This is a genomic window from Streptomyces peucetius (genome assembly GCF_025854275.1).
GTDB lineage: Bacteria > Actinomycetota > Actinomycetes > Streptomycetales > Streptomycetaceae > Streptomyces > Streptomyces peucetius_A.
Window position 1 is genome coordinate 3,322,150 of record NZ_CP107567.1, and the last position, 24,207, is coordinate 3,346,356.

26 protein-coding genes and 1 tRNA gene are annotated in these 24,207 nt (G+C 67.9%); 7 read left to right on the forward strand and 20 right to left on the reverse strand.

Features of this window, described 5'->3' with window-relative positions; translation table 11 throughout:
* Positions 1 to 72: 72 nt before the first annotated feature.
* Positions 73 to 1,350, forward strand: coding sequence for a M6 family metalloprotease domain-containing protein (locus tag OGH68_RS15100; RefSeq protein WP_264244393.1), 1,278 nt, complete (start codon positions 73 to 75; stop codon positions 1,348 to 1,350).
* Here OGH68_RS15100 and OGH68_RS15105 read toward each other — a convergent pair.
* Together OGH68_RS15105 and OGH68_RS15110 are read right to left on the reverse strand one after the other, a co-directional pair.
* The gene (locus OGH68_RS15105; RefSeq protein ID WP_264244395.1) at positions 1,337 to 3,016 is read right to left on the reverse strand and encodes a class I adenylate-forming enzyme family protein; all 1,680 of its coding nucleotides are present in this window, start codon (positions 3,014 to 3,016) and stop codon (positions 1,337 to 1,339) included. The genes OGH68_RS15100 and OGH68_RS15105 overlap by 14 nt on opposite strands.
* A 111-nt stretch (positions 3,017 to 3,127) precedes the next feature.
* A complete protein-coding gene (locus OGH68_RS15110) occupies positions 3,128 to 3,583 on the reverse strand; it encodes a MarR family winged helix-turn-helix transcriptional regulator (RefSeq protein ID WP_264244397.1) in 456 nt (151 codons plus the stop codon).
* 45 nt (positions 3,584 to 3,628) lie between these two features.
* Here OGH68_RS15110 and OGH68_RS15115 point away from each other — a divergent pair, with 45 nt between their 5' ends.
* The 4 genes from OGH68_RS15115 (at position 3,629) to OGH68_RS15130 (ending at position 7,465) form a co-directional block, all read left to right on the forward strand.
* On the forward strand, positions 3,629 to 4,000 hold the full coding sequence (locus OGH68_RS15115) for a rhodanese-like domain-containing protein (protein WP_264244400.1): 372 nt from the start codon (positions 3,629 to 3,631) through the stop codon (positions 3,998 to 4,000).
* A gap of 151 nt (positions 4,001 to 4,151) precedes the next feature.
* The gene (locus OGH68_RS15120) at positions 4,152 to 6,461 is read left to right on the forward strand and encodes a hypothetical protein (protein ID WP_264244401.1); all 2,310 of its coding nucleotides are present in this window, start codon (positions 4,152 to 4,154) and stop codon (positions 6,459 to 6,461) included.
* Complete coding sequence (locus tag OGH68_RS15125) at positions 6,458 to 7,213, forward strand: DsbA family protein (RefSeq protein WP_264244402.1); 756 nt, start codon at positions 6,458 to 6,460, stop codon at positions 7,211 to 7,213. Before OGH68_RS15120 ends, OGH68_RS15125 begins: the two co-directional genes overlap by 4 nt.
* A gap of 176 nt (positions 7,214 to 7,389) precedes the next feature.
* Positions 7,390 to 7,465: transfer RNA gene (locus tag OGH68_RS15130), tRNA-Arg, on the forward strand.
* A 76-nt stretch (positions 7,466 to 7,541) separates the two neighbouring features.
* On the opposite strand, the gene OGH68_RS15135 is transcribed toward OGH68_RS15130, so the two are convergent.
* From OGH68_RS15135 to OGH68_RS15195, 13 genes are all read right to left on the reverse strand, one after another.
* The gene (locus OGH68_RS15135; protein ID WP_264244403.1) at positions 7,542 to 8,693 is read right to left on the reverse strand and encodes a tyrosine-type recombinase/integrase; all 1,152 of its coding nucleotides are present in this window, start codon (positions 8,691 to 8,693) and stop codon (positions 7,542 to 7,544) included.
* Complete coding sequence (locus tag OGH68_RS15140) at positions 8,693 to 8,881, reverse strand: helix-turn-helix domain-containing protein (RefSeq protein WP_264244404.1); 189 nt, start codon at positions 8,879 to 8,881, stop codon at positions 8,693 to 8,695. The genes OGH68_RS15135 and OGH68_RS15140 overlap by 1 nt, the downstream gene beginning before the upstream one ends.
* Entirely contained in the window at positions 8,878 to 10,167 is a 1,290-nt protein-coding gene (locus OGH68_RS15145) for a replication initiator (RefSeq protein ID WP_264250095.1), read from the reverse strand. The genes OGH68_RS15140 and OGH68_RS15145 overlap by 4 nt, the downstream gene beginning before the upstream one ends.
* Positions 10,168 to 10,317: 150 nt before the next feature.
* Entirely contained in the window at positions 10,318 to 10,518 is a 201-nt protein-coding gene (locus OGH68_RS15150; RefSeq protein ID WP_264244406.1) for a hypothetical protein, read from the reverse strand.
* Positions 10,515 to 11,195, reverse strand: a complete 681-nt coding sequence (locus tag OGH68_RS15155; RefSeq protein WP_264244408.1) for a DNA methylase — start codon at positions 11,193 to 11,195, stop codon at positions 10,515 to 10,517. Before OGH68_RS15155 ends, OGH68_RS15150 begins: the two co-directional genes overlap by 4 nt.
* Complete coding sequence (locus OGH68_RS15160) at positions 11,192 to 11,407, reverse strand: hypothetical protein (protein WP_264244411.1); 216 nt, start codon at positions 11,405 to 11,407, stop codon at positions 11,192 to 11,194. The genes OGH68_RS15155 and OGH68_RS15160 overlap by 4 nt, the downstream gene beginning before the upstream one ends.
* A gap of 92 nt (positions 11,408 to 11,499) precedes the next feature.
* Positions 11,500 to 11,856, reverse strand: coding sequence for a SpdD-like protein (locus tag OGH68_RS15165; RefSeq protein ID WP_264244413.1), 357 nt, complete (start codon positions 11,854 to 11,856; stop codon positions 11,500 to 11,502).
* Between the two features lie 27 nt (positions 11,857 to 11,883).
* Positions 11,884 to 12,078: a hypothetical protein gene (locus tag OGH68_RS15170; RefSeq protein ID WP_215187353.1), complete on the reverse strand. Its 195-nt coding sequence runs from the start codon at positions 12,076 to 12,078 to the stop codon at positions 11,884 to 11,886.
* Between the two features lie 16 nt (positions 12,079 to 12,094).
* Positions 12,095 to 12,286 (reverse strand): mobile element transfer protein, encoded by a 192-nt coding sequence (locus OGH68_RS15175; RefSeq protein WP_264244415.1) that lies wholly within the window; start codon positions 12,284 to 12,286, stop codon positions 12,095 to 12,097.
* Positions 12,287 to 12,291: 5 nt separating this feature from the next.
* The gene (locus OGH68_RS15180; RefSeq protein WP_264244418.1) at positions 12,292 to 12,468 is read right to left on the reverse strand and encodes a hypothetical protein; all 177 of its coding nucleotides are present in this window, start codon (positions 12,466 to 12,468) and stop codon (positions 12,292 to 12,294) included.
* A gap of 13 nt (positions 12,469 to 12,481) precedes the next feature.
* Entirely contained in the window at positions 12,482 to 13,138 is a 657-nt protein-coding gene (locus OGH68_RS15185; RefSeq protein ID WP_264244420.1) for a DUF2637 domain-containing protein, read from the reverse strand.
* Between the two features lie 144 nt (positions 13,139 to 13,282).
* Positions 13,283 to 14,650: an FtsK/SpoIIIE domain-containing protein gene (locus tag OGH68_RS15190; RefSeq protein WP_264244422.1), complete on the reverse strand. Its 1,368-nt coding sequence runs from the start codon at positions 14,648 to 14,650 to the stop codon at positions 13,283 to 13,285.
* Positions 14,651 to 14,655: 5 nt separating this feature from the next.
* Complete coding sequence (locus OGH68_RS15195; protein ID WP_264244424.1) at positions 14,656 to 14,994, reverse strand: hypothetical protein; 339 nt, start codon at positions 14,992 to 14,994, stop codon at positions 14,656 to 14,658.
* A 347-nt stretch (positions 14,995 to 15,341) separates the two neighbouring features.
* Here OGH68_RS15195 and OGH68_RS15200 point away from each other — a divergent pair, with 347 nt between their 5' ends.
* Positions 15,342 to 16,475: a helix-turn-helix domain-containing protein gene (locus OGH68_RS15200; protein ID WP_264244426.1), complete on the forward strand. Its 1,134-nt coding sequence runs from the start codon at positions 15,342 to 15,344 to the stop codon at positions 16,473 to 16,475.
* Here the strand turns inward: OGH68_RS15200 and OGH68_RS15205 are convergent.
* From OGH68_RS15205 to OGH68_RS15215, 3 genes are all read right to left on the reverse strand, one after another.
* Entirely contained in the window at positions 16,459 to 17,250 is a 792-nt protein-coding gene (locus OGH68_RS15205; RefSeq protein WP_264244428.1) for an NUDIX domain-containing protein, read from the reverse strand. The genes OGH68_RS15200 and OGH68_RS15205 overlap by 17 nt on opposite strands.
* 490 nt (positions 17,251 to 17,740) lie before the next feature.
* The gene (locus tag OGH68_RS15210) at positions 17,741 to 19,810 is read right to left on the reverse strand and encodes a hypothetical protein (RefSeq protein ID WP_264244431.1); all 2,070 of its coding nucleotides are present in this window, start codon (positions 19,808 to 19,810) and stop codon (positions 17,741 to 17,743) included.
* A 522-nt stretch (positions 19,811 to 20,332) separates the two neighbouring features.
* Positions 20,333 to 21,250, reverse strand: a complete 918-nt coding sequence (locus OGH68_RS15215; RefSeq protein ID WP_264244433.1) for a hypothetical protein — start codon at positions 21,248 to 21,250, stop codon at positions 20,333 to 20,335.
* 366 nt (positions 21,251 to 21,616) lie between these two features.
* On the opposite strand from OGH68_RS15215, the gene OGH68_RS15220 reads away from it, so the two are divergent.
* A complete protein-coding gene (locus tag OGH68_RS15220) occupies positions 21,617 to 22,357 on the forward strand; it encodes a hypothetical protein (protein WP_264244435.1) in 741 nt (246 codons plus the stop codon).
* A gap of 534 nt (positions 22,358 to 22,891) precedes the next feature.
* Here OGH68_RS15220 and OGH68_RS15225 read toward each other — a convergent pair.
* Positions 22,892 to 23,353 (reverse strand): hypothetical protein, encoded by a 462-nt coding sequence (locus OGH68_RS15225; RefSeq protein ID WP_264244436.1) that lies wholly within the window; start codon positions 23,351 to 23,353, stop codon positions 22,892 to 22,894.
* Positions 23,353 to 23,826 (reverse strand): hypothetical protein, encoded by a 474-nt coding sequence (locus OGH68_RS15230; RefSeq protein WP_264244437.1) that lies wholly within the window; start codon positions 23,824 to 23,826, stop codon positions 23,353 to 23,355. Before OGH68_RS15230 ends, OGH68_RS15225 begins: the two co-directional genes overlap by 1 nt.
* Positions 23,827 to 24,207 lie beyond the last annotated feature (381 nt).

Here is a 24,207-nt window from a genome sequence, read left to right on the forward strand (position 1 = left end):
ACCACCCGACACAGGCTGACGAGCAGAGCGCAGCGAGGGCCGGCCTGCTGCCGGGGACCGGAAGGCGATCGCATGGAGCAGGCTCGTCACCGGACCGACGGACGGGGCAGGCTCGGCGGACTCGCCGCTGTCGCGGCCCTCGCGCTCGCCGCGCTGACCACGGCCAGCTCGACGGCCCCCGTCCCGGACCGGACCTCGGCCGGGCCGAGCGCCGCCCCCGACTCCGCGAGCCTCGGGCCGTGCCGGATACCGACGGCCGTCGGCGTCCAGATGTCCGAGGGCCTGCCCACCCCGTCCGGCTACGTCCGCTCCACCGGCGTGGTCCGCGCCCTCAACCTGATGATCGACTTCCCGGACGCCGAAGGCAGCGGCTCCGCCCTCGACCGGCTCGCGGAGTTCTTCCCGCAGACCGCTCAGTGGTTCGCCACCAGCTCGTACGGGCGCCTCAACTACCGGCCGTACGCCCCCGTGAGCGACTGGCTGCGGATGCCGAAGCCGTTCGCCGCCTACGGGATAGGGCGCGGCTCACCGTACGAACCCGGATACCGGCGTCTGGTGGAGGACCTGGTCGGCGTCGCCGACCCGAAGGTGGACTTCGGCGCGTACGACCTCGTCAACATCCTGGTCACCCCCAACGCCGGGCCGTCGGCGCTGGACACCGTGCTGTCGGTGACGTTCTCCGGGAACGAGCAGGCACCGGTCGCCGACGGCGTGCCGCTCGCCAACACGTCCTTCGTCTACAGCCGCCAGGACGACGGTTCGGGGTCGTACGTGGAGACCGGCTACCGCGTCCTGCCGCACGAGAACGGCCACGTCTTCGGCCTGCCCGACCTCTACACGGCGGACGGCGGCGGCGCGGTCGGCCACTGGGACATCATGTCCGAGGACTGGGGAGCCAACAACGACCTGCTCGGCTGGCACAAGTGGAAGCTCGGCTGGCTCGACAACAGTCAGGTCAACTGCGCCGCGACAGCGGGCACCACGGAGTACTCGCTCACCCCGCTCGCCGCACGCGGCGGCTCCAAGATCGCGATCGTGCCGCTGACCGAGAACACCGGCTACGCGGCGGAGGTACGCACCCGGGCCGGCAACGACGACCACGTCTGCGAACCCGGTGTGCTCATCTACCGGGTGAAGTCCGACGTCGACACCGGACAGGGCCCGGTGACCGTCTCCGACAGCGACGGCGACAGCGGCGGCTGCACCCGGCAGCCCAACGTCCACGCGGAACTGTCCGACGCCCCCTACCGGCCGGGCCAGTCGTTCACGGACCGCGAGAACGGCGTGCGCATATCGGTCGTCGACGAGGAGGAGGGCGGCGGTTACCGGATACGGGTCACCCGGTCCTGAGCACGTCCTGAGCGTCGCCGAACGATTCCCGCAGAACCCTCTTGAGGATCTTGCCCGTCGGATTGCGCGGCATCGGCTCGTTCCGCACCAGCACATGGGCGGGCACCTTGAAGGCGGCCAGCGTCCCGCCGACGTGCTCCCTCAGCTCCTCCGCCGTGACCGTGGCACCGGGCCGCAGCTGGACGACGGCCGCGACCTCCTCCCCGAGCAGCGGGTGCGGCACACCGAGCACCGCGGCGTCGGCGACGTCGGGATGGTCGTGCAGCACCGCCTCGACCTCGACGCAGTACACGTTCTCCCCGCCACGGACCACCATGTCCTTGATCCGGTCGACGATGCTCACCCGGCCGTCGCGCACGGTCGCGAGGTCGCCGGTCCGCAGCCAGCCGTCCCGGAAGGCCGCCGCCGTGGCCGCCTCGTCCCGCCAGTAACCGCGCGCCAGGCCCTGGCCCCGCAGCCACAGCTCGCCGACCGCGCCCTCGGGCAGCGCCTCGCCGCCCGGCCCGGCGATGCGCACCTCGACGGCGGGCGCGGGCCGGCCCACGCTGCCCGGGTGCTCGCGGTAGCCGTCCCCGTGGTTCGCCAGCACACCGCCGCTGGTCTCGGTCAGCCCGTACCCGTTGCGCGGCTCGATCCGGTGCGCGTGGTTCGCCGTGAGCCGTGCGACGAGACCGGGCGGCGCGGCGGCCCCGCCCGTACTGAGGTTGGTGAGCGTCTCCAGCCCCGCGCCGGTCCGCTCCGCCGCGTCGATGAGCTGGAGGGCGGTCGTCGGCACACCCGAGTAGTGCGTGACCCTGTGCCGCTCGATCAGCGCGAGCGCCGCCTCTGCGTCCCACTTGCGCATCAGTACGAGCGTGCCGCCGACGGCCATCGTCGAGTACAGCGTCGTGAACGCCGCCACGTGGAAGAACGGGAACGTCATCAGCACGACCGGCGCGGGTCCCTGCCCGGGCAGCACGCCACGCGCCAGTGCCGCTGCGGCGGCGTGATAGCGGGGGTGCTGTGCCGCACCGGCCTGGGCGAGCTGCGTGGCGACGGCGCCCTTGGGCCGGCCGGTGGTGCCCGACGTGTACATGATCGTGGCGTCCGCCTCTGCCGCGACCTCGACGGCGGGCGGCGCGGCGAGCGGATCGGGGGCGCCGAGGTCCTCGTACCGCTCGACGCCGTCGGCCACGTCCCCGTCGTGCCGGAAGACGACCGTACGCACGCCGTGGGCCGACGCCCACCCGGCCACCCGCGGCAGCCGCTCACCGTCGACGAGCAGGATGCGCGGGGTGCAGTCGTCCAGCGCGTACGTCAGCTCGCCCTCGGTCCACCAGGCGTTGAGCGGCACGGCGACGAGGCCCGCCAACTGGGCCGCCCAGAAGGCGATCTGCCACTCGGGGTGGTTGCGCATCGCGACGGCCGCCCGGTCCCCGGGCCGCAGCCCGTACGTGTCGGCGAACCGGCACGCGAGCGCGGACGCGGCTGCGAAGAACTCCCCGTACGTGTACGTCCGGCTCTCCGCCACGAGGAACGGCCGCTCCCCGTACGCCCACGTCGTCTCGACGAACTCCCGCAGGGTGCGCGGCCCGTTCTCGTACAGCAGCCCGCCGCCCTCGCCACGCACGACGGCGAACGGAGCACCGGGGGCGGTGAGGGCGGCTTCGGGGTACGCGTCCGGCACGGTCGGCCCTCTCCAAGCGCTTGCTCAGTACGCCGCGACGCTATGCCGCCCCCCGGACCCCGTCAAGGCGGCCTCCACCCCGCCGGACACGGGCCGGGGACGGCAGCCGGCTCAGCCCAGTCGGATGTCGTCGCCCGCCTGTGCCACACGGAGCAGGGCCGCCGTGATCACGGCGGTCTCCTCGTCGGTCAGGTACCGGGCGAAGTGCTCCTGGATACCGCGCATGTAGACCGGCGCGGTCTCGCGCAGCGCGGCCCGGCCCTCGTCGTTGATCACCGCCCAGGTCACGCGCTTGTCCGTGGGATCGGGCTGCTTCCGCACCAGGCCGGACCGCGCCATCTCGTCGACCAGCCGGCTCACCCGGGTCCGACTGAGCACCACGCGCTCGGCGACCTCCTGCATCCGCAGCCCCTGCTCGCCGGCCCCGCGTAGCTCCAGGAGTACGTCGTACCAGGTCAGCGGGATGCGGCCGTTGCGCTGCACATCGCTCTCGATGGCACGCACGGCGGCGTTGTGGGCCATCAGCAGAGCTCGCCACGCCTCGACTCGATGCTCATCTTCTCTCACACGGAAAGTATATCTTGCGTGCGCACGCACGGACTATTAACGTGTGTGCAGACGCACGGATTATTTCCATTCCGAGGGAGGCCACTCCATGGCTCAGCGAATCCACGTGACGAGCTGAAGAAGAAGATCGACGAGAACCTGGTGACGGTGGTCGAGGCACTGCCGGCCGAGTACTACCTCGACAAGCACCTGCCCGGGGCGCTCAACCTGCCGCACGACCAGGTGGACGCGCTCGCTCCGCAGCTGCTTCCGAACAAGGACGCGGAGATCGCCACCTACTGCGCCAACGGCCCCTGCCCCAACTCCGGCATCGCGGCCGACCGCCTGGTCGAGCTGGGCTACACCAATGTGTACGAGTACTACGAGGGCAAGGAAGACTGGGTCGGGGCGGGTCTGCCCACCGAGTCGGGTGCCTGACCCGAGGAGCACACAGACATGACCACCGCACCGACTCGCACCGTCGACGGCGTGGAGCTGCCCGCCGCCGGCCCGTGGACGATCGACCCGGGTCACGCCGAAGTCGGCTTCGTCGGCCGGGCCGCCCCGGACCCCGCTCCAGCCGCCGGGCGTGGGCCGCGAGCCCACCGCCCTGGAGGCGGCCGCGTTCGTGCCGGACCCGCAGCCCGGCGAGGCCTTCACCAAGGTCGCCCCGCCGGACGCGCCCGTCCGCCGCTACGACCTGGTCGTCACCAACGGCACCGTGCACTACCACGGCGACCCGTCCGACGAACACGCCGCGACCTGGCACGACCACAACGCCCACTTCTACGTCCTCGCCGACGAGATCGAGGAGGCCGGCGGGCTCGAGGAGTTCAAGCGGCAGCTGGCCGAGGGCGAGCGGACCCTGGAGCCGCTTGTCGTCCGGGCCAACAAGGGCGAGGTACTCGAACTCGCCCTGACCAACCTCCTGCCGGCCGGCCCCCAGGAGGAATCCGCCTTCGACCCGAAGCTGCCCTTCCAGCCCGAGTGCGGACTCCACACCCACCTCGTCAAGTACGACCCGCTCATCTCCGACGGCTCCGCCGTGGGCTGGAACTACCTGTCCGCGACCACCACCGCCGACCAGGGCGCAGAGGCGAACGCCAAGTACAACTCCTGGACATACCGCTGGTACGTGGACGAGGACTTCGACGCCGTCCTCCTCCACGACCATCTGCTGGCCAACCACCGGCAGCGCCACGGCCTGTTCGGCACGCTGATGACGGAGCCCGAGGGTGCCGTCTGGGTCGTGCCGGACGACCACGAGCAGGAACTGCGGCACGGCTCCCAGGCCGTGATCAGGACCGCCGACGGTGCGTCGCACCGCGAAATGGTCCTGGCCATCGGCGACTTCGTGCCCATGGTCAGGCACGGCCACGGCGATCACGGCTGCCCGGTCAATCCGCCGCCGTTCCCCGGAGCGCCGGACGACCAGGGTGCGATGGGCGTGAACTACCGCAGCGCGCCGCTGTCCGAGCGGGGCGGCGACCCGGCCCACTGGTTCTCCAGCGCCGTCCACGGCGACCCCGGCACCCCGCTCCTGCGCGGATACCCCGGCGAGGACCTGCGCGTCCACCTCGTCCAGGGCTCCCACGACCTCCAGCACAGTTTCACCCTCTCCGGCGCCCGCTGGCGCGAGTGGCCCGGCCGCGAGGACACCGCCTGGCGCAATCAGCAGACGCTGGGCATCTCCAACGTGGCCGAACTCGCCCTGGCCCCCACCCTGGGGCCCGGTGACCACCTGTGGTCGTTCAGCGCCGGCAACGACCTGTGGCTGGGCTGTTGGGGACTGCTGCGGCTGTACGACCGTCCGCAGACCGACCTGCCGCCCCTGCCCGGGCGGACCACCGGCGCCCCACTGCGGCCCGCGCGCCGGCGGGTCCGCCGGCACACCGTGAGGGCCCGCGCCCAGGTCGTCGAGTACAGCCCGCTGCGCACCGACCCGTACGGCCTCGTCTTCACGGCCGACGGGGAGGACGGCCCGGAAGAGGGGCCGCTGGTGCTGCGCTGCCGCGCCGGCGAGTGGATGGAGGTCACCCTCGTCAACGAGCTGGACGGGCCGCCGCCGGCCAGTCCGCTGGACCCGCGGCTGATGAACGAGGCGGACACCGGGGCGCGGACCGTCTCCGGCCGCGTCTCCCTGCACCCCACCCTGCTCGACTTCGACGTACGCACCGACGACGGCGCCCACGTGGGCCGCAACGCCGACACCACGGTCAAGCCCGGAGCCTCCCGCACCTACCGCTGGCACGCGGCCGAGCCCGGTGTGGTGCTGCTGCGTTCCCACGCGGACGTCATCTCCCACCCGCGCCGCGGCCTGGTCGGGGTGCTCGTGGTGGAGGAGGCCGACGCCACCCCGTACGACCCGGTCACCGGCCGGGAGCGGTGGACCGGCGAGCGGGCCGTTGTCCGCCGTCCCGACGCCGAACCCGTACGGGAACTCGTCCTGGTCACCCAGGACGGACTGCGGCGCTACCACGACGGGGACCTGACCCAGCCGGTCACCGACCTGTTCTCGGACAGCCCCGACGACGCCGGCCAGAAGGCGTACAACTACCGGAGCGCGGCTCTGCACCCCCTGGACCCGGTGCTGTCCGACCCGCAGCCGCCGACCCCGCTGCTCACCTGCCGCGCCGGTGATCAGGTCGCCGTCCACCTGGCCGTCGCCTCGCACCGGATGCGCAACCAGTGCTTCACCGTGCACGGCCAGGTGTGGGACGCCTCGGAGACCGGCCTCGGCTGGTACGTGTCGACCATCGGCGCCCTGGCCTCCGGAAGCACCCGGACGGTGCGGTTCCGCGCCCAGCATCCGGGAGACCACGTGTACCGCACCGGGAACCTCCACTGGGGTCTGAGTGAGGGCTGGTGGGGGCTGATCCGAGTGGAGGAGACACCATGACCGACCTGACGACGACGGACACGGCTGTGGGCGGAACGGCGGAGGCGAACGGGCAGGCCGACCCACGGCTGCCCGCCGCCCCCGACACGATCGCCGTCTACACCGACCTCAACTGCTCCTTCGCGCACGTCGCCATCCACCGGCTGCACGAGACCCGCCGACGTCTCGGCCTCGACGGGCGCATCCGGTTCGACCTGAGGGCCTTCCCGCTGGAGCTGTTCAACCGGGAGGTGAACGCCCGCCCTGGCGTGGACTCGGAGATCTCGGTCCTCGGCGCGCTGGAGCCGGACGCCGGCTGGCGGCTGTGGCAGGGCCCGGACTGGACGTACCCGGTCACGACGCTGCCGGCCCTGGAGGCGGTGCACGCGGCCAAGTCCCAGAGCTGGCACGCCAGCGAACAGCTCGACCGGGCCCTGCGCCGCGCCTTCTGGGCCCAGGGCCGGTGCATCTCCCAGCGTCATGTGATCCTCGAGGTGGCCGAGGAGACACGCGCGGTCGACGTCGCGGCGCTCGCCGAGGTCTTCGACAGCGGCACCGCACGCCCGGCGATCATGGCCCAGTACGAGTCGGCCCGTGACGGCCGGGTCGACTGCAGCCCCCACCTCTTCCTGCACGACGGCACGGACAGCGCCAACCCGGGCATCCGGGCGCGCTGGGTCAACGGCGACTTCGGCACCGGGTACCCCGTCATCGACGAGGACCGCCCCGAGACCTACGAGAAACTCCTGACCCGGGCCGCCGCCCTGCTGTAGCCCCACCGGTGTCGGCGGCCCCCACCCCGAGGCCGCCGACACCGAGCACGCCACCCGCTACACTGGCGGCGGCGTGCCACACCGCTGGCACACCACCGGATCAGTGGACCGATGTGTCCGGGACCGGCAGCATCCGTTGCTGTTTCCGACACATTGCCCTACGGATCCCCGCCTTCGCCTTCGTAGCTCAGGGGATAGAGCACCGCTCTCCTAAAGCGGGTGTCGCAGGTTCGAATCCTGCCGGGGGCACCAGCTCAAAGGGGCCTCACCTACCATTTTTGGTAGGTGAGGCCCCTTTGACATCCACGCCCGACATCAACGGCAGCGGTCACTCACGACCGGGCCGCCTCTTGAGCAGCCGGTCCATGTGGCTGATCGCCTCGCGCTGCGTGTCCTGGACGACGTGCGTGTAGACGTCCATGGTGATGCTGATCTGGCTGTGCCCGAGGATCTCCATCACGACGCGGGGAGCCACCCCAGCCGCGGTGAGCAGGGTGGCGCAGCCGTGCCGGGCATCGTGCAGCCGGATGACGCGGAGGCCGGCAGAGTCGGCGACCCGGGTGAAGGACCGGTACACGTTGCGCGGCTCGACCGGGCGGCCGTTCCGGGTGGCGAAGACGTAGCCGCCTTCATCCCACGACTCCCCCGCGCGCAGCTTGGCGGCGGTCTGACGCATCCTGTGCCAGCGAAGCGGCGCGATGCACATCGCGGGGAGTGGTACGGCCCGGCGACGGCGGCCCTTGGGGTCGTCGTTGTAGAGCACGCCGCGCCGACGCTGGGTCTGCTGACGGACGTAGAGCACGCGCTTGTCCAAGTCGACGTCGACCCAGCGGAGACCGATGATCTCGCCCCGCCTCAGTCCCATGGCGATGGCAAGGACGAAGGCCGCGTACAGCGGGTCCTTTCGAGCGACAGCGAGGAAGTCCAGTGTCTCGTCGAGGGACCACGGGCTCAGCTCCCGGGACTTTGCCCGGGGCGGCTCGACGAGGCTCGCCACGTTGCGGGTCACCAGCTCCTCGCGGCAGGCAGCCGTCAGGGCGGTGCGCAGCACCCGGTGCGATTCCTTGGCAGTGGCCGCAGTGGTCTTGTTCTCCAGCTGGACGAGGAAGCGCCGGACATCTGCTGTGCCCAGGGATTCGAGCCGCTTCGAGCCGATCATGGGCACGAGGTACAGCCGGACGTGCGCCTCGTACTTGTCGTACGTGCTGAGCTTGCGGCGCGGCTTGACGATGTTGTCCAGCCAGTACGGCAGCCACTCGGAGAGCCTGGCCGAACGTGTCGGCACGGGCACGCCCTGGTCGACCTTGTCGAGGAGTTCGCGGCGCTTGGCGTCGCACTCGGCCCAGGTCTTGCCGTAGGCGAACTTGCGCGCGCGGGTGCCGTCAGGCTGGAGGACGTAGACAGCGGCCTGATAGCGGCCGTCCTTGCGCTTGGTGATCGTGCCCGCGCCGTTGGGGTTCCGCTTGCGCTGGGACGCCATCAGGCAGCCTCCTCAATCTCGCGGGTGATGAAGTCCCGTACGGCGTCGGCGGGGACACGCCGGGCGCGGCCGATCGTGATGGAAGTCAGGCGGCGCGAGCGGATCAGGTCGTAGACCGTGGAGCGTCCAAGCCGCAGTCGTGCCATGACCTCGGGCACGGTCAGCAGTTCATCTGTGGCGGTGGTCATGCTGCGGCTCCTTCCATATCGGTGGTGTCGGGTGTGAGTGAGGCGGCGAGCCATTCCTCGGCGCGGCCGAGGCCGGTTCCGGCGAAGGTCCAGTGCGTGAGGACGAGGGTGGTGTCGTCGTCCTGCGGTTCGGCCGGCACGGTGTTCTGGTCTTCGCGGGCGATGGCGGCTTGGAGGCGTCGCCATTCGGCGCGTGCCTGGCGGAGTGCGCCGAGGGTGGTGGAGTAGCGGCGGGTCTTGGTGGAGAAGTGGCCGCGGAAGCCGAGCATGTGGGCCCAGGCGCGGAGGCGGAGGTCTTCCAGGTCCTTGCGGGCGCCGAGGGTCCAGGCGGTGCGGATGAGTCGGCGGGCGTGTTCGGGGATGGACTTGCGGCCGAGTTCGGCGAGGAAGCGGATGGGGCGGTCGAGGGTGCCGGTCGCGGTCTCTGCTCCTTTGGTGGCGTACTTGGCGATGTAGGCGGCGACAGCCCGTTCGGTCAGTTCGGTGGGGCCGTCGAAGTCGGCGGAGCGGATGGGGCGGATGTCGAGCTGGGTACCGAAGGCGAACGTGTGGGCGCGGCCGTCCACGACGGGGCCGGGCACGTCAGCAGCAGCAGCGGCGGCGCGGATGGCGTCGGCGAGTAGTTCGGCGGTGGCCCAGGCCGGGGGCGGGGTGTCGCCGCCATCGGGACCGTCGAGGCGGATCACGGCGTGGAAGTGGATCGCCCCGCGGCGCTGGTACTCGGCGACCTTGGCGAAGGAGACACGGGCGTGCTCCTTGAAGGCCCGCTGAGACAGCCCGGCGCGCTTGGCGACTTCGCGGCGCAGGTAGATGGAGAACCGGGCCCAGATCTTGGAGGCGTGCGCGTTCCAGAGCACGGCCGCTTCGTAGTCGTAGCGTTCCGGGTCGAGCGGCGTACCCAGTTCGGGTGCGTCGGCGGGGTGGGTGGTGCCGCAGCGGCAGCGGCCGCGGGTGGGTCGGTTGTGGACGGGGCCGAAGCTGGGGGCGGTGAAGGTGGCGAACACCCTGGGGTGGGTGGCGACGCGTTCGGGGGTGCCCTTGCCGCCGCGGAGGCCTGCGGTGATGAGCTGGTAGGTGTCGCGGCGGTAGGTCTCGGCGCAGGCCGGGCAGCGGGTGGCGCGGCGGTTGTTGCAGCGTACGAGGAGGTTCCCGGCGGGCAGGTCGGCCGCGGTGATGTGGTGCAGGATCTCGCCGGTGGTGGTGTGGACGTCGGTGCGGTGGCCATCGAGGCGGATCGGGGTGGTGCAGCCGCCCAGGCCGCGGAGCTGGCGCATGAGACCGGGCATGGTGCCGAGCGAGGCGAGGAAGGCGAGATCCCGCAGCGGCGGCGGTGCAGTCGTGGTCGTGGTCAAGGCAGAGTCCTCCTCTCGAAGGTCGGAAGGGGGCGGGGCACCGGCCGGCAGAAGTGAGGTCCCGATCGGTGCCCCGGCGAGGGGTCAGCGGTGGGGGCAGGTGTTGCGGTGGTCGATCCACTCGGCGACCAGGTCCCGGACGTTGTCGTCACCCTTGGCGCGGCCGGTGGCACCGCAGCAGCAGGCGTAGGAGCCGGTGGCGGGGAAGTCCCGGGCGGGTTTGGCGACGTGCACGCCCGGTTGATCGGGAGTGGGCGCGAGGTCGGTGTCAGCCGGCGCTGTCATGCCGGCACCTCGGAGCGGAGGTGTGAGAGGGCCTGCTCGCCGACGTGCCGCGTGTAGACGGGCGGGATGGCCTGTGCGAGTTCCTTCCGGCTGGAGGTCCAGCCGATGCCCATGGCCGCCTGCCACTGGGCGACGGTTCCCTTGCCGCCGCCCTGGCCGTACACGGCGAAGTACGGCCCCGCGTACCAGCGACCGTGGCGCATGCCGGCGACGCGTCCGCGGTGCGGCAGGTGAGGCATTTGCAGGGTCGGGAAGCCGTGGATCTCGAAGAGCCGGTGACGGATGACGGCGAGGCCGAACATCTCCCCGCACAACGTCAGGTCGGGGCGGATGGGCGAACCCTGGACGTTCTCGATGACGAAGGGCCGTCCGGTGCCGAGCAGAGCCTCACGGCCGGCGGGGATGAGGTCGGGGTACGCGCGTCCCTTGTTGGTGCCTTTGGTCAGGGCCGTGTGGTGCTGGCACGGCCACGAGGCGTGGATGAGGTCGAAGTCGGCACCGTGCGCGCGGACGAACTCGATCGCGTCCGCCCGGTGGAACTCGAAGGGGTAGTTGGGCTGCTCGACGATGTCGACGCCGACGACGTCGAAGCCGGCCAGGTGATAGCCCATGCCCGCCCCGCCGGCACCGCAGCACAGGTCCAGAACGCGCAGGCCGATGCTCGGGACGGACGTCATCGCCGAGCCCCCTGCCGGGTGAACGCGCTGTCGGCGGCGGTTTCGAGGAGCCGGCGGAGGGGCGGGACGGTGCCGGTGCCGTGGCAGGTGCGGCAGTGGGCGGTGATGGTGCGGCGCTGGCCGTTGCGGTCGCGGCCACCGAGGGTGATCGAGGCGGAGGCGAAGCCGTCGCAGGACGGGCAGATACGGGCCGGGGCGTGGCGGTGCTGCATGATGGGTGGTCCTTCCGGTTGATGAGATCGGGTGGGGGCTGGCCGTCCGGGCGGCGGAGACTTGGCGGTTTCAGGGCCGCCCGGAGGGCCGGTCAGCGATGGCGCGCGGTGCCCGCGGTGTCGTTGACCATGGAGCGCAGGACGACGGCGCAGACGGCGACCGAGGCGGCCGTGATGGCGACCGCGAGGAGCATGGAGACCAGGACCGCGCCGACCACCAGGACGACCGCGGCACCGCCACCGACAGCGACCAGAAGGCCGGCCGGGCTGAGCCGGACCGCGGGCGCCGCCTGAGCAGCCGGGGCCGGGACGACGGCCGGGGCGGTGTGCTGGCAGGCGCACCCGGTGGCGGGCTGGAGCTGTTCGACCGGGGCCGAGGCGGCCGGGTGGATGAGCGGGGAGACGATGCCGGTCGGGGTCGGCATGGTCGGGATACGCGGGCGGAGCATGGTGAATCTCCCTTCTGGCTGGGCGGGCTACTTGGTGGTGTTGTTGACGGCGTCGACGCCTGTGCGGGTGCCGGACTCGATGGCGGGGGCCAGGAAGGTGTCGGCGAGGAGGAAGCCGCCGAGGAGGAGCACGACGATGAGCCAGGTCGGCGGGCGCATGAGCTTGATGCCGAAGTAGCCGAAGATGGCGACGAGGACGATCAGCGGAAGTTCGACGTTCACGACGGTGCCTCTCGGGTTAGTTGGCGCGGCAGCGGTGGGTGCGGGCGGCAAGCTGGGCGGCCGACTGGGTGGAGTAGTCGGCGGACCAGCCGCAGTTGTCGCGGGAGCAGACGGCGGCGTGCTTGGTGCGGCCGTGCCGGTCGCGGTGGGTGCCGATCTGCACGGGGCCGATCCGCATCACGGAGTGGAAGAAGTCACGTGCGGGCATGGCGGTCAGTCCTCTCGGGTGAAGTCGTCGGCGTGGTCGGTGAGCCACTGGCGGATGTCGGCCGACTCGAATTCGTCGGCGGCGTTGATCACGACTTCCGCGGTGGCCACGGCCTCCACGAGGCGGCCCTTGCGGGTGAGTTCGGCCGCGCGCTCCAGCGCATGGCGGGTCGAGTTGCGCATGAGATTTCTCCTGTCAGGCGAGGTGGGCGGCGAGCTGGTCGGCCATCGGGCCGGGCAGACCCAAGCGGTCACGCAGGGTGGCGCCGTCGATCGGGCTGCCGGTCGTAGCGCGGTGGGCGTCGGCGAGCTTGCGGGCGTGGTCGACCAGCGCAGGCGGCACATCAGCCGGGGGTGGTGCGGCGGGCAGGGCCGGCACCGGCTCCAGGGCAGGTTCGACCGCATCCGCCACGGGGCCCGGGTCGGGTTCGGCCGGCACAGTCACCGGCTCGACCGGCGCAGCGTCGGGAGTGGTTGGGGTGGTGGGTGAGTGGACGAGGAGGGTGCCGCCGAGGAAGGCCAGGGCGGGCCATCCGGCGACGAGGATGCGCAGCCAGTCGGGCACGTCGTTCAGGTCGAGCAGGCCCGCGGTGGCGACGTTCGCCCCGAGTGAGGCCGCGAGGGCGACGGCGAACCAGGTCCACGCGGCGCGGGCCGGTTCTCCTTGTGCGCGCAGGGTGCGAAGGCGTCGCCAGGCGGCGACGAGCAGCAGGTCGACGGAGATGGGGTAGGCCCAGGCTTTCCAGCCGTCCTGTCCGGCAGCGGCGGCGAGGTCGTGCAGGTGGGCGAAGGACAGGGCACCGGCGATCACGGCTTGCACAAGGACGGCGTCCAGGCGGATCGAGCGGAACATGAGTCTTCACCTCCTTGGAGGGTTGGGGCCGGGGCCGGGCGAGGCGTGGTGGCCGGTTGCCGGGCCCCGGGAGCCGTTTCGGGCATGGCGGGGGTAGGGACATGGCGCGAAGCGGTCACGCCGACCGAGGGAGGAGCAGAGGGGTCAGGCGGTGAGAGGCTTGGTCGTCGAGGCCGGGGCGGGGATCTCGACCGGGGTCAGGTCCGGCAGGACCGGGCGGAAGGAGTCCAGGCCGTCGAGGACGGGGGTGCGGTGAGCGTTGGCGGTGCAGGCGTTCACGGCCTGGCGCATCGTCGTGAACGGGGTGCGGATGCGGACCCAGCCGCCCGTGGAGTCACCGGCCACCGCCAGGCCGGGCCGCTCGACCGGGATTTGTGTCGTGGCCAGCACCGCATCGGGGGAGATGTCGCCGAAGGCCATCTTGGCGGAGGCTTCATCGTTGACCCGGTGCGAGAGGCGGCCGGTGAGCTGGGAACGGAGCATGGTGATGCCGTCCCCGAGTTCGGCGCCGAAGCGCTGCCCGCAGATCTCCACGTAGATGCCGGCAGCACGGCCGAGCTGGACGAGGCGCACGAGTGCGGTGATGATCCGCTCGCGGCGCTTCTTCTGCGCCGTGTTGGAGAACAGCGCCAGTTCGGCGACCTCGTCCACCAGGAGGACGACCGGCACCGGCCGCAACTCTTCCGGGAGGCCCCACAGGTCGGCGGTGATCTCCTCGTCCGGGGTGTCCGCGCTGATGCGCTGCTCGCGCCGGATCACCTGGTACGTGTCGGCCATGCGCTGGACGAGTGCTTCCAGCAGGTCGGCGGCATCGTCCGGGTTGTCGGCCAGTGCGGAGAACCGGCGGGCCAGCGGGGCGAGTTCCACCCCTTGCTTGCAGTCGATGCCGACCAGCGCGACGTGCCGGGAGGCGAGTTCCTTGACCAGGTGGCGTTGGTAGACGGACTTGCCCGACTTCGTCGCGCCGAGGTTCAGCGAGTGCGGCACCTGCCGGTAGTCGCGGTAGTGGACTGCTCCGTCCTCCCGCAGCGCAACCGGGATACGGAGCCCTTCCCGCTCGACCTTGGCGGGCATCTGCACCCGTTCCAGGACGTCGTAGCCGGTCATGCGCAGCTCGACCACACCCGACTTGATCTCCCGGGACGTGACACTGTGCATGGCGAACGAGTGCCGCAGACGGTCCGTGGAGGCCGCGAAGTCGAACGCGTCCTGACCGGGCCGCAGCTTGACCCGCAGCACCAGCCCGGTGCGGGTCGGGCGGAAGCTGAGGATGCGCGGCGGCCGGGATTCCGGGGCCGGACGGTTGGTGAGCCGGGCGAGGGTGAGCCGCAGCCGGGACGGCGGAACGGTCAGCCCGCACGCGTCCATGACCGAGGCGTACCGGACCACCACCCGCAGGGCGGCGAGCGTGACGCCGATGCTCAGCCAGTACCAGGCCGGGCGCAGCCGCCGCAGCACCAGAGCCGCGGCGACCACCACCAGACTTAAGACGAGGAGCGTCGTGGTCGACATGCCGCTCAGCCCTTGGCGGACGGGACGACGAGCGCGACCGCGCGGAAGGCGATGCCGAACCGCTTCTCACCGTTGAAGGTGTTCTCCCAGTCCCGCGCCTTGAGGCCGACGACCTTGACCGGCATCCCCAGCGTGATCCCCTCCGGGACACCGGTCTCCGGGATCGAGACGGTGTAGAGGTTCGCCTCGCCCTCGTCCGCGATGGTCAGGCCGACCGTCATCATCTTCGCGCCGGTCTCCCGGTCGACCGCGATCTCCCCGGTCTGCTTGTTGATGACCTTCGCCTTCGGCTCCACGGCGACGAACACGACAGCGGTCGAAGTGTCGATCTTGAACGATGACATGATGGAAGCTCCCTGATAGGGGCGGAAGCGGCGGCTTGCTTGGCGGTAGGGCGCCGCTTCTGCGTTGGCTTGTGGGAGTCCTGCGACAGCACCGCAGGACGTTCGCGTTCCAACTGGTGCGCACCAGTAGGTTGCATCTGGTGCGCACCAGCTGTCAAGCGTTGTCGCCGTCCGGTTTCTCAACTCGCCTTCTTGCGACACTTCTAGAGAAGCGCGCCGCTCAACCGCCCGGTAGCCAACAGAGGTTCACTGCCGAACCGTTAACCCGGCCTGTTAACCCCTGACGACCTGCGCGGATGTGAGGCATGCTGCTTAGAGCTGTCAGACCACATGCGGGGGCGGTACAGGTGCTCAACCGGCTGCGAGAGGTGAGGAACGGGCGCGAGTGGTCCCAAGCGCGTCTCATCCACGAGATCGAGCAGTACGCGAGACGCCATGCACTCGACATCGGCTCGACCGCCAGCCTGCGCGTCTACGTCTCGGAGTGGGAGAACGGCAAGCGCCCCATCAGCGAGCGCTACGCGCAGATTCTGCGGCCCGTCTTGGGCGTCACCGATGAGGAGCTGTTCGGCCGGCACACTCCGACCGCGCCGCCCCCGGCAGTCGGCGGCTATGACGAGCTGATCAGCCGTATCGACTCAGCCCGGAACGTCAGTCTCACCATGGTGAAGACCTTCATGGACCAGACCGAGTTGCTGCGCACGGTCGACCGCCAGATGGGCGCGGCAACGCTCGTTGATCAGATGACCGGACATCTGGCGACCCTCGAAGACGCCCTGACGTTCGCCGTCCTGCCCGAGACCCGCCGCCCGGTAGCTCTAGCCCTGGCCGGTGCCGCCACCCTCGCAGCCTGGCAGGCCCTCGATGCAGGAGGCGTCGAAAGGGCCTGGCGCCACTACGAGTTGGGCAAGCGGGCAGCGCAGGAAGCAGGCGAGCCGATGTATCTCGCCCACGCCACGGCCGAGCAGGCGTACGTGCTCAACGACGCAGGCCGCCCAGAGACCGCGGTCGCTCTCGTACGCGAAGCCCAGCGGCTCGGCGGGAGCCAGGTGTCGCCACGATTGCAGGCATGGCTGTACGCAGCCGAAGCGGAACTCTGCGCCAACGCAGGCATGGTCGATGACTGCCGGCGGGCACTCGAAAAGGCCGACGCAGCCCTGCCCGACGGGGCGGAGGCCCGCGACCCGGACATGCTGAGCATCTTCCTGAACGGCGGACACTTGGCCCGGTGGCGCGGAAGTTCCCTCGCACTGCTGGGCGAGGACGACGCGCTCAGCAGTCTGTACAGCGCCCTTGATGAAGCCGACCCAACGTTCATCCGGGCCACATCAGGGCTGCGATGCAACCTTGCCCAAGCTCACCTTGCACGCGACGAGCATGCCCAGGCGCAGGAGCACCTACAGCAGGCCCGGTTGCTGGCGAAGCGCACCGGGTCAGTTCGCCACTTGCGCCGCATCGAGCAGCTCACGCAGAGGCTGTAGGAGCCGCCTGCCCACGTGAGGCCAAGAGGTGGAGCAGAGCTACAAGAGTGCCGGAGCCCATGAGTTCATCCCTGGCCATCAGGCCGGGGATGTCCGACAGCGGCACCCAAGCGACGTGCCCCGCTTCCTCGATGTCGGTGGGGTCGCCGACGTGTTGAGCACCCTTGCCGACGAAGATTTCGTGCGGTGAGTCGACCATGCCCACCATGGGCTGGTAGGTGACGACGTGGTCGAGAGAATCGGGTCGCCAGCCGGTTTCCTCCTCGACTTCGCGAAGCGCGGTGGCGTGCGGGTCTTCGCCCTGGTCGACGATGCCGCCCGGTAGCTCCCAGCCCCACTTGTCCGGGACGAAGCGGTAGCGCCAGAGCATGAGCACCCGGTCCTGGTCGTCCACGACGGCGGCGATCGAGACGTGATGAAGGCGGACGACGTGATGCTCGAAGCGCTCGACACCGGGCGGCTCGACGTCGACAAGCGCCAGCTTGACCCAACGGTTGTCGTAGACGGTCCGCTCACCGTGGATCTGCCAGGACTCCATGTCGGCCGGGCGCTCGATGCTGACCCCACGGGACGGCACCCGGTAGGAGCTACGGGCGAACGACTCGATGACGTTCTCTGCGACGAGCTTCGCGAGCACGGTACGCAGCTGCGTGCGGCCGATCTCGAGCTCCTTCTCAAGGGTGCGCTCAGAGGGCAGCTTCTCGCCGGGCTTAAGCCTGCCCGAGGCCACCCACTCGCGAATCGTGCGGTAGACCCGCTCCGACTTCGGTCCCATCCTTTGAGCCCACTCCCTGATGTCATCAGCTGGCGCGGACCAGCGTAGCCGCCGGGGCTGACCGCTAACAGGTGACGATCACGGGCTCCAGGGCCGCCGCGGATGCGGTGAGTAGAAATCTTCTCTACGGGTTCAAGGCGGCTCGCTCCGCTCGCCGCGCGCGGCCCCGGCTCCAGCGCCGGGCCCCGACGCTCCTGTCTCCGCCCCGCTCCGGGCCCCGGCTCCGCCGGCCGCGCGGCTAGAGCGAGCACACCTGATGCGGTGGACGGTAGCCCGCGGTGGCTGGGGCGGTCGGCTCCACGGCTTTAGGCAGCCACCATGGGGCGAGCCTCGAAGATCGGGGCCCACATCGGGCCTTAACGGGCAGGTCCACAGACTGCCCGATTTCGCTGACCAGCGTACGGGCCCCGATCTCTCGCCCCATGGCAGCTCCCGCCCAAAGCCGCTCCGCCGACCTGAACAGCTAGGTTGAGGCCTTGGCGCGATTGCTTCAGTAGTCCATAGGATCTTCTGATGTCGCCGGCCGAATTAGTCGCTGGCTACCCAAGTCAATGACGTTCGCCTGAGCCGAGCCCAGCATCACAGAGAGCGCCGATACCGAAGCAGCGGAAGTAGCGATCACTTGGTCATTAATATCGGAACACTGCGCAAGCCTTCGCAGCGTCGCCCTAAAGTGATCCTCGTCCAGTTCGTGCTGCCGAGGCTCGTCAAGCAGCAGAAAGCCCGGATGCTGCGTCCGTAGTGAGTTCGCTACTTCTCGAATCCCGTTCAGATACGCGATCTTGGTGCGCACGACATCACTCGCGCTCGCATCCGTATCGAGATTTAGCCCCTCCCGCTCAGGCCTGAGCGTCTCCTCATCAATGCTCACCAAGGCGGCGTCGTAGCTACTGAAACCGAAGTCGGTCAGCTGCTCTCTCACAGATTTCTGCAGTATGTCGCGTCGACGGTAGTCCTCTTGCGGTGTCACATTCGGGAGATTCGAAAGCTCTGTACGAACCTCGAAGACGGAGTCCGCCAGACCCTGCATTTCAGAAAGCAGATCTTGTACGGCATCCCTTGCTCTGGTGAACTCGAATAGGAGGACCTCTGCGGCAACTCGCTTTGCAATATCCCCTGAGCTAGGGAAATCGCCGGGCACCACTAGGTCATCCTGCAGTGCCTTGATCTGCATCCGGCAGATGTCTACAGCCCTTTGAATGGCTCGATAGGAGACTCTGCTCTCTGTTGCTGACTCCCGTGCTTGACGCCGCATCTCTTCGAACGTCCTAATCTGAGATGAAAGCAAGGAGATCGTAGCGTCAACGTCTAGAACGGGGCCGACATGACCTGCTTCCACGTTCGATAGTGGTTGATGGCAGGTAGGGCAATCTGCCGCATCAAGGTTAAGTACCTCGCTGGACGAGCCCAGCCTTAGTAGTGTCTTGACGTCTTGGTTCTTCAGTTTTTCGTCGGACATTGCCGTGATTCGTTCATCGAGAATCGCGACTTGTCTTTCGTTCAGGGTCAGGTTCTGTTCAACAATCTTGGCCATCGTAGTGAGCCGCGTCAGCTCACTCTCCTGCTCTGACAGCCGACTCTGGATCAAATCGTGCCCCACGTCAGTTACCTGCGGCGCCGGCCCCGGGATAGCCGCTTCCCGCAAAGATTGCAGCAATTCCTCGTCACTGACCCATTCCTCGTCCACCAGGACCTGCAAACGAGATTCGGCAGTTGATGTTGGACGCGTCGGCCTGGAACCGCTCCGACTCCTAGCCCCGGCAGGCAGCTCTGGCAAACCGACCACCCGTCCTCCGGCGGCAGACGCCGTAGCCTGCACCGCCGCTAGCTTGGTCGCCCAATCACTACGCAGCTTTTTGATCTGATCTTCGAGACGGTATCGCTGAGCAGCCGTTTCCGGCCCAGCGAATCCGAGCAGGAACTCTGCAGCTCGTCGCGTTGGTTCGCGTAGCTGATAGTGGGTAACGGGTCGAGGGCCCGCAGATCCCCAGGATCGCTGATCCGCGTATAGGAAGGGAAAAATGATTTCAGGATAAAGGAGCGCCTCGCCGCCAGTGTATTTTGGAATGGAAGGAAGGCTCCACCCCAAATACTCGGCCAGGAACCTATGGAAGCCTCGAGGGTTTTTTGCAGAACCCGATTCCCTCACAAAGTATTCTTCGCGTCGCAGATCTGCTGCGCCCTCTGTGATGGCCGGGCCCCGCCATACCCGAACCAGATTCGGCTGCACACGACTGTTTTTGACGGCTCTCTGCACGGTGATGATTCCGTTTGGGTTCTCTAGCTCGACAGCGCACCAGCTAGATTTAACAGACGCAGCGCTCTCGGGTTCGCCGTAGGAGATCTGATTGGTTAAAGCACTGCCAAGTGAAGTGCCAGAATTTGGGCCGAACATGGATTCCAGCCCTAGCGAGTAAACGATAGCCTGCAACGATTGTGTCTTTCCGCGACTATTACTGGCGCGCAGGACGTTCAAGCCCGGACCGAATTTCACCGTTGCACCCGCAGGCCCAGCTGTGCTGTGGACGCGAAGCTTGACGGCTCGAATCCTGGTCTTCATATGAAACCCCTCAAACCTGACCATCAAGAATTACGTGCGAGTCGTCGCGCAACTGCCGCATCGCTTAGCTTGCTGAATTGGCGGAGGTAAGCCTTCTCCGCGCTCATGAGTTCCTCGTCCAGTTCAATCTGTTGCGCAAACAGGACCCCTGGCGGTTGGAGAGTAACGCGGCTATGATTCGGACCCGTAATGTTGACCATTCCTCGAATAAGCCCAACGTTTAGTGCTACGGGAAGGTGTGGGTCGGACCTCTGAGTGATGGTGCTCGCATACCTATTTCCGGACCACCAAGACAGGAGCATTTGACCCGCGCGCTTACTCTGCAGGGACCACGTGAATAGATGGAGATTCTCAATCGATGCACTGTTCTTGTTGAAGGCGCTCAGTACTATTGCGACTTGCGCCAACTTGTAGGCAACGCGTGCATCGGCTGGGATCGGGTGTGGTTGGCTACGGAACTCAATCCGCGCGTTGATGAGTTCGTCGTTGGCACCTAGAAACGACGTAGACATATCGAGCTCCCTAGGACGCCTCTTCGTAAAAGTCGAGCGGACACCTCATTAGCCACTCTGCGACCTGCCCGTGGGCCAGGGTCCGCGAGTCACCTGAAGTGGTGTCGGGCGCGCATGCCTTAACCCTGGTCTCGGTCTCGGTCAGAACCCGCTGGAGGAGTGCGGCGGCACGGCTGTCGTCTAGGCTGAACTCCATTACGAGACGCTGCTCCAGGTCGTCCAATTCCGACTCAAGCAGTGCGTGGATCTCGGTGTAATGATCCTTGATGTAGGCGCGAAATTCTTGACTGTTTATGTACGAGTACAGGAGCCGTCTTACGTACTCACTCCTACGTGACTCGTCGCGCAAGCTATGCACCTTGGCGAGCTTTTCGTGCATCTTGTCCACGCCGGCGCTGTCGACTGAGCTGTAGTCCGGCTCCGCGAGGGGGGGCAAATGCATGCGAGCAAGTTGCGCGTTGACTACCTTCTTGTAGCTGAGTTCGTAGTCTTCCATTGTCTGGCAGATGACGTGGATATTGGGGTCGGCATAGGTCAGATTGGCATCGCGAATCCTTTTCGTTTGCGATGCACAGTGAGCTACGAGATCTTTGTTATCGATTTGCGGGCACATGATGATCCACCGGTTAATCTTCACGTGCTCGCCGAAGAGCTTTTTGAGCTTGTCGGCGTTGTCGATAAATTTGCCGACATCTTTTGTGGTCTTATCGCGCTGCTTCTCGTAACGCTTCTGATTCGACAGTGGCTCTTCGGGGCTATAACACTGGAATAGATGACCACTTAGCGTGTACGCCTCAAGGCCGTGATCGCCGCCCTTGTCTGGGACGGGGACTAGATCGGCCCCGTGCTGCATCCTGAGTACTCGCGTACACAGGTCCTGCCACTCCGCGCCACTGAGGCCGATCAAGCCATGCATGCTCTGATCCACCACACGAAGTTAGCGGTCTACCTGGCCACCTGTCCCACATCTCGGCCAAATCGGCTGAGCAGAAGCCTGGGTGCGAAGCCAGTGCCACTAGCGGAGCCGGTGTGTAGGCGTCGTCTGGCTAACCAGCAGGCAGAGCGACCGGTGACTGGCGGTCAGCCCGAGCTGGTCGCTGGGGCGTCCGCAGCTGCCTGCCTCGAAGCCGCCAAACGCCGCCAAACGCTGAGCCGAGACCTAGCAGACGGAGCTGGCGAATGCGCGACAGGAAGCTACGCCCCGGCTGAGGCTGTTGGCGCCGCCCGAGCAATGAGCGGGTGCCAGTTCGTCTTCCGGCTCGGCGTACGGCCGTTGTCGGCGATGATGAAGCTCGTGAAGACGGAGATATTGGTGGCGCTGATTGGTGTTGCAGGCGTGGTTGGTGCCACCGCGGGGGCAGTCGTAGGAGCCTGGCTCCAGGCGAAGGGTGGGCACGCGCAGGCGGCTGCGGCACGGGCGGCGGCTGACACCGCGGCCGGGGCCGCGTGGCATCAGACTATGAGAGACCTGCGGTGGTCGGTTCTGTCCGCCTACCTGCGAGCCGCTGCGGAAGCTCAGGAGGCCGACGAGGCAGTGCAACGAAGCGGGGCGCAGGAGGCCGTGGAGGCGGCGAAGAAGGCATTCCATGCCTACCGGCTGTCCCACGCCGAAGCGGAGCTGGTGGCGCCCGATGATGTGGTGCCGGCGCTAGAGCGGCTGGACGCCGAGCTGCAGGGTATGCACACGGATGCGACCAGGCGCGCTCTCGCGATGCAGGCGTACCGCATGCTGGAAGGCCTCTTGACGACTCAGACCGCTGCAGCGGGTTTGGCGCTGCAGCGGCTTGAGGAAGTCAAGCAAGGACCCGCAGAGACGGTTCAAGACAGGATCACAGACGCGCGCGAGGCGCTGCGGGCGGTGCCAGGCCTCTCCCCGGGCTGCGTGGTGGCGCTATGTATCCTCGGCGTCTTCCCCGAGGACCTCGAAGCGGTGCTCAATTACCGGGAGGCGGCGGAGCGACGGTCAGGACGTTTCACCAGTGAACGTACGCGTCTGGTGGCCGCCATGCGGGCTGCACTCGGCACCAGCGTGTAGGTAGCGCGGCCATCCAACCTGACATCACCATCTGAGATCACGGCGGCGTACAGCAGCACCATCGGGCACCCTTCCGTGGTGCTGGCGTTGATGGTGCATCCGGGTGCGACAGGTGTCCGGGTGAACTTACAAAGCAGGTGTCGACCGGTGCGGCCCGTCGCAGTCCTCCGTGCCACAGTCGTGCCACATGGAGTGGGGACTCACGGGGAACCGCGGCTACCAGCGGGGCTGAGGGGCCGCAGGCACCGAAGCCAGTATTACCCAGGTCAGCGCCCAACTCGCCCCACCTCGCTCCTAAGGCGGTGGTCGACAGCGCTGCTGCCGGCAGTTGCCGCCACCTACAGCCCGGGTTGTGCCAAGGTGATTGCGGCGAATAGCTGACGGCCGCCCGTTCGCCGATTTACCTCCCTGCGGGCGAATCACCTGAGTCGGTGGTACCACCCTCGAACAGCTCCCGCAACTCGTCCGGCACGAGGCGTTTGGCAAGACTCACCACACAGGCACCAACGATCGCGAGTAATCCTAGAACGACTTCTAAGGCTTGCCTATGTCCTTCGTAAGGAAGGGTTCGAGCCGCTTTGCTGCCTCGGGCAACTGCTCGGCCAGCTCGTCTGCTTCCGCCAACGCTTCGGCGAGTTCGGCCTCAAATTCCTCGGCCCTCGGAATCCTTCCCGCATCTTTCAGCAGCTTCGTGTAGATCCGCCGCTCCTGAGTCGCGTAACGCTGCTCACGCGACCATGCGCGAGCAGTAATCGTTACCTCAACCTCTCGTATATCCCCGGGATGCACAGAGTAGGTAGGGAAGGTTGCGATGGAAGTAAGGACTTCGACCTGGATTGGGTCATTTGCCGAGCGCTTGCGCAACTTCCACACTCGCTGGTTGCCGTCCCATGCGGCGACCGGCCTCCTCAGCTTCAGCTCGGATTGGATCTTGAGTATCGCTGCCGCCACCAGGCGTTCCACCTTCCGGAGCAGCGCTTCTTCCTCTGCAGTCATCAGAGATCCCCACACGAACTCAGGTGGCCATAGTCCACGACGGCAGATCTATCGAGAGGAGTCGAGGAGTAGAACTCTATGTGCCCGCCGGGCCACGGCGGGGGGCCTGCGTGAGCCTTCCCCGGCCCCCACAGCTTCTCTACATTCCGGACATCCACGATGATCCAGGCGTCACTGCCCGCACGCAGACCCAGCCTGTACGGCACGACGCATCCGGCGTAGGGGGTCGGCGAGAGGTAGACGCCCCACCCAGGCAACCCTACCTGCGTCGACAAGATCGACTCCAGAAACCTAGACTGCGTGTAGTGGATCAAGTGGCCGAAGATACTGGACACTTCACCGCCTGAGACAGGGTCTATACCCATTTCCTCGAACTCATCAGCAGAGAGGCCGAACTTTAGCCCCGTTTCATCGATCCTCCCATCCAAGCGCAACTCTTCGATGTAGTGGGCGAGTGAATCGGATCGAGTCATAACACAAACCTCCGCGCTCCTCTCTAGCCTATGAGCGGATCGACGATACCCGCGAGCCGAGGAAGGAAGGCCGATTACCCGTGCAGCGCAGACGCCGGCCGTAGTTAGCCCTGTTGGCCTGCGTACACCCGTCGTTGACCATGCAATCAATATCCCCGACCAGTTTTCGACCCGGGGCGTCGACCTTGAAGTCGCGTCCGATCAGGTCCGCGGCGGGCACCGCCTTCTTCGCCACAGAGCGACTGGGTGGGGCCTTGGTCGGCATATCTGGTGGAACTGGGGGGACCGTCCGGGCGACCCACTGGAGCTCCGCCCGCACTCACAGCTCTTCCGGTCCTGACATCCACGCCTGACATCAACGACGGCGCACAGCCGCATCCC

Coding starts and splice junctions, on each gene's coding strand:
- OGH68_RS15100 (WP_264244393.1), top strand. CDS start 73: ATGGAGCAGGCTCGTCACCGGACCGACGGACGGGGCAGGCTCGGCGGA.
- OGH68_RS15125 (WP_264244402.1), top strand. CDS start 6,458: ATGACCGACCTGACGACGACGGACACGGCTGTGGGCGGAACGGCGGAG.
- OGH68_RS15135 (WP_264244403.1), bottom strand. CDS start 8,693: ATGGCGTCCCAGCGCAAGCGGAACCCCAACGGCGCGGGCACGATCACC.
- OGH68_RS15140 (WP_264244404.1), bottom strand. CDS start 8,881: ATGACCACCGCCACAGATGAACTGCTGACCGTGCCCGAGGTCATGGCA.
- OGH68_RS15145 (WP_264250095.1), bottom strand. CDS start 10,167: ATGCCCGGTCTCATGCGCCAGCTCCGCGGCCTGGGCGGCTGCACCACC.
- OGH68_RS15150 (WP_264244406.1), bottom strand. CDS start 10,518: ATGACAGCGCCGGCTGACACCGACCTCGCGCCCACTCCCGATCAACCG.
- OGH68_RS15155 (WP_264244408.1), bottom strand. CDS start 11,195: ATGACGTCCGTCCCGAGCATCGGCCTGCGCGTTCTGGACCTGTGCTGC.
- OGH68_RS15160 (WP_264244411.1), bottom strand. CDS start 11,407: ATGCAGCACCGCCACGCCCCGGCCCGTATCTGCCCGTCCTGCGACGGC.
- OGH68_RS15165 (WP_264244413.1), bottom strand. CDS start 11,856: ATGCTCCGCCCGCGTATCCCGACCATGCCGACCCCGACCGGCATCGTC.
- OGH68_RS15175 (WP_264244415.1), bottom strand. CDS start 12,286: ATGCCCGCACGTGACTTCTTCCACTCCGTGATGCGGATCGGCCCCGTG.
- OGH68_RS15180 (WP_264244418.1), bottom strand. CDS start 12,468: ATGCGCAACTCGACCCGCCATGCGCTGGAGCGCGCGGCCGAACTCACC.
- OGH68_RS15185 (WP_264244420.1), bottom strand. CDS start 13,138: ATGTTCCGCTCGATCCGCCTGGACGCCGTCCTTGTGCAAGCCGTGATC.
- OGH68_RS15190 (WP_264244422.1), bottom strand. CDS start 14,650: ATGTCGACCACGACGCTCCTCGTCTTAAGTCTGGTGGTGGTCGCCGCG.
- OGH68_RS15195 (WP_264244424.1), bottom strand. CDS start 14,994: ATGTCATCGTTCAAGATCGACACTTCGACCGCTGTCGTGTTCGTCGCC.
- OGH68_RS15205 (WP_264244428.1), bottom strand. CDS start 17,250: ATGGGACCGAAGTCGGAGCGGGTCTACCGCACGATTCGCGAGTGGGTG.
- OGH68_RS15210 (WP_264244431.1), bottom strand. CDS start 19,810: ATGAAGACCAGGATTCGAGCCGTCAAGCTTCGCGTCCACAGCACAGCT.
- OGH68_RS15225 (WP_264244436.1), bottom strand. CDS start 23,353: ATGACTGCAGAGGAAGAAGCGCTGCTCCGGAAGGTGGAACGCCTGGTG.
- OGH68_RS15230 (WP_264244437.1), bottom strand. CDS start 23,826: ATGACTCGATCCGATTCACTCGCCCACTACATCGAAGAGTTGCGCTTG.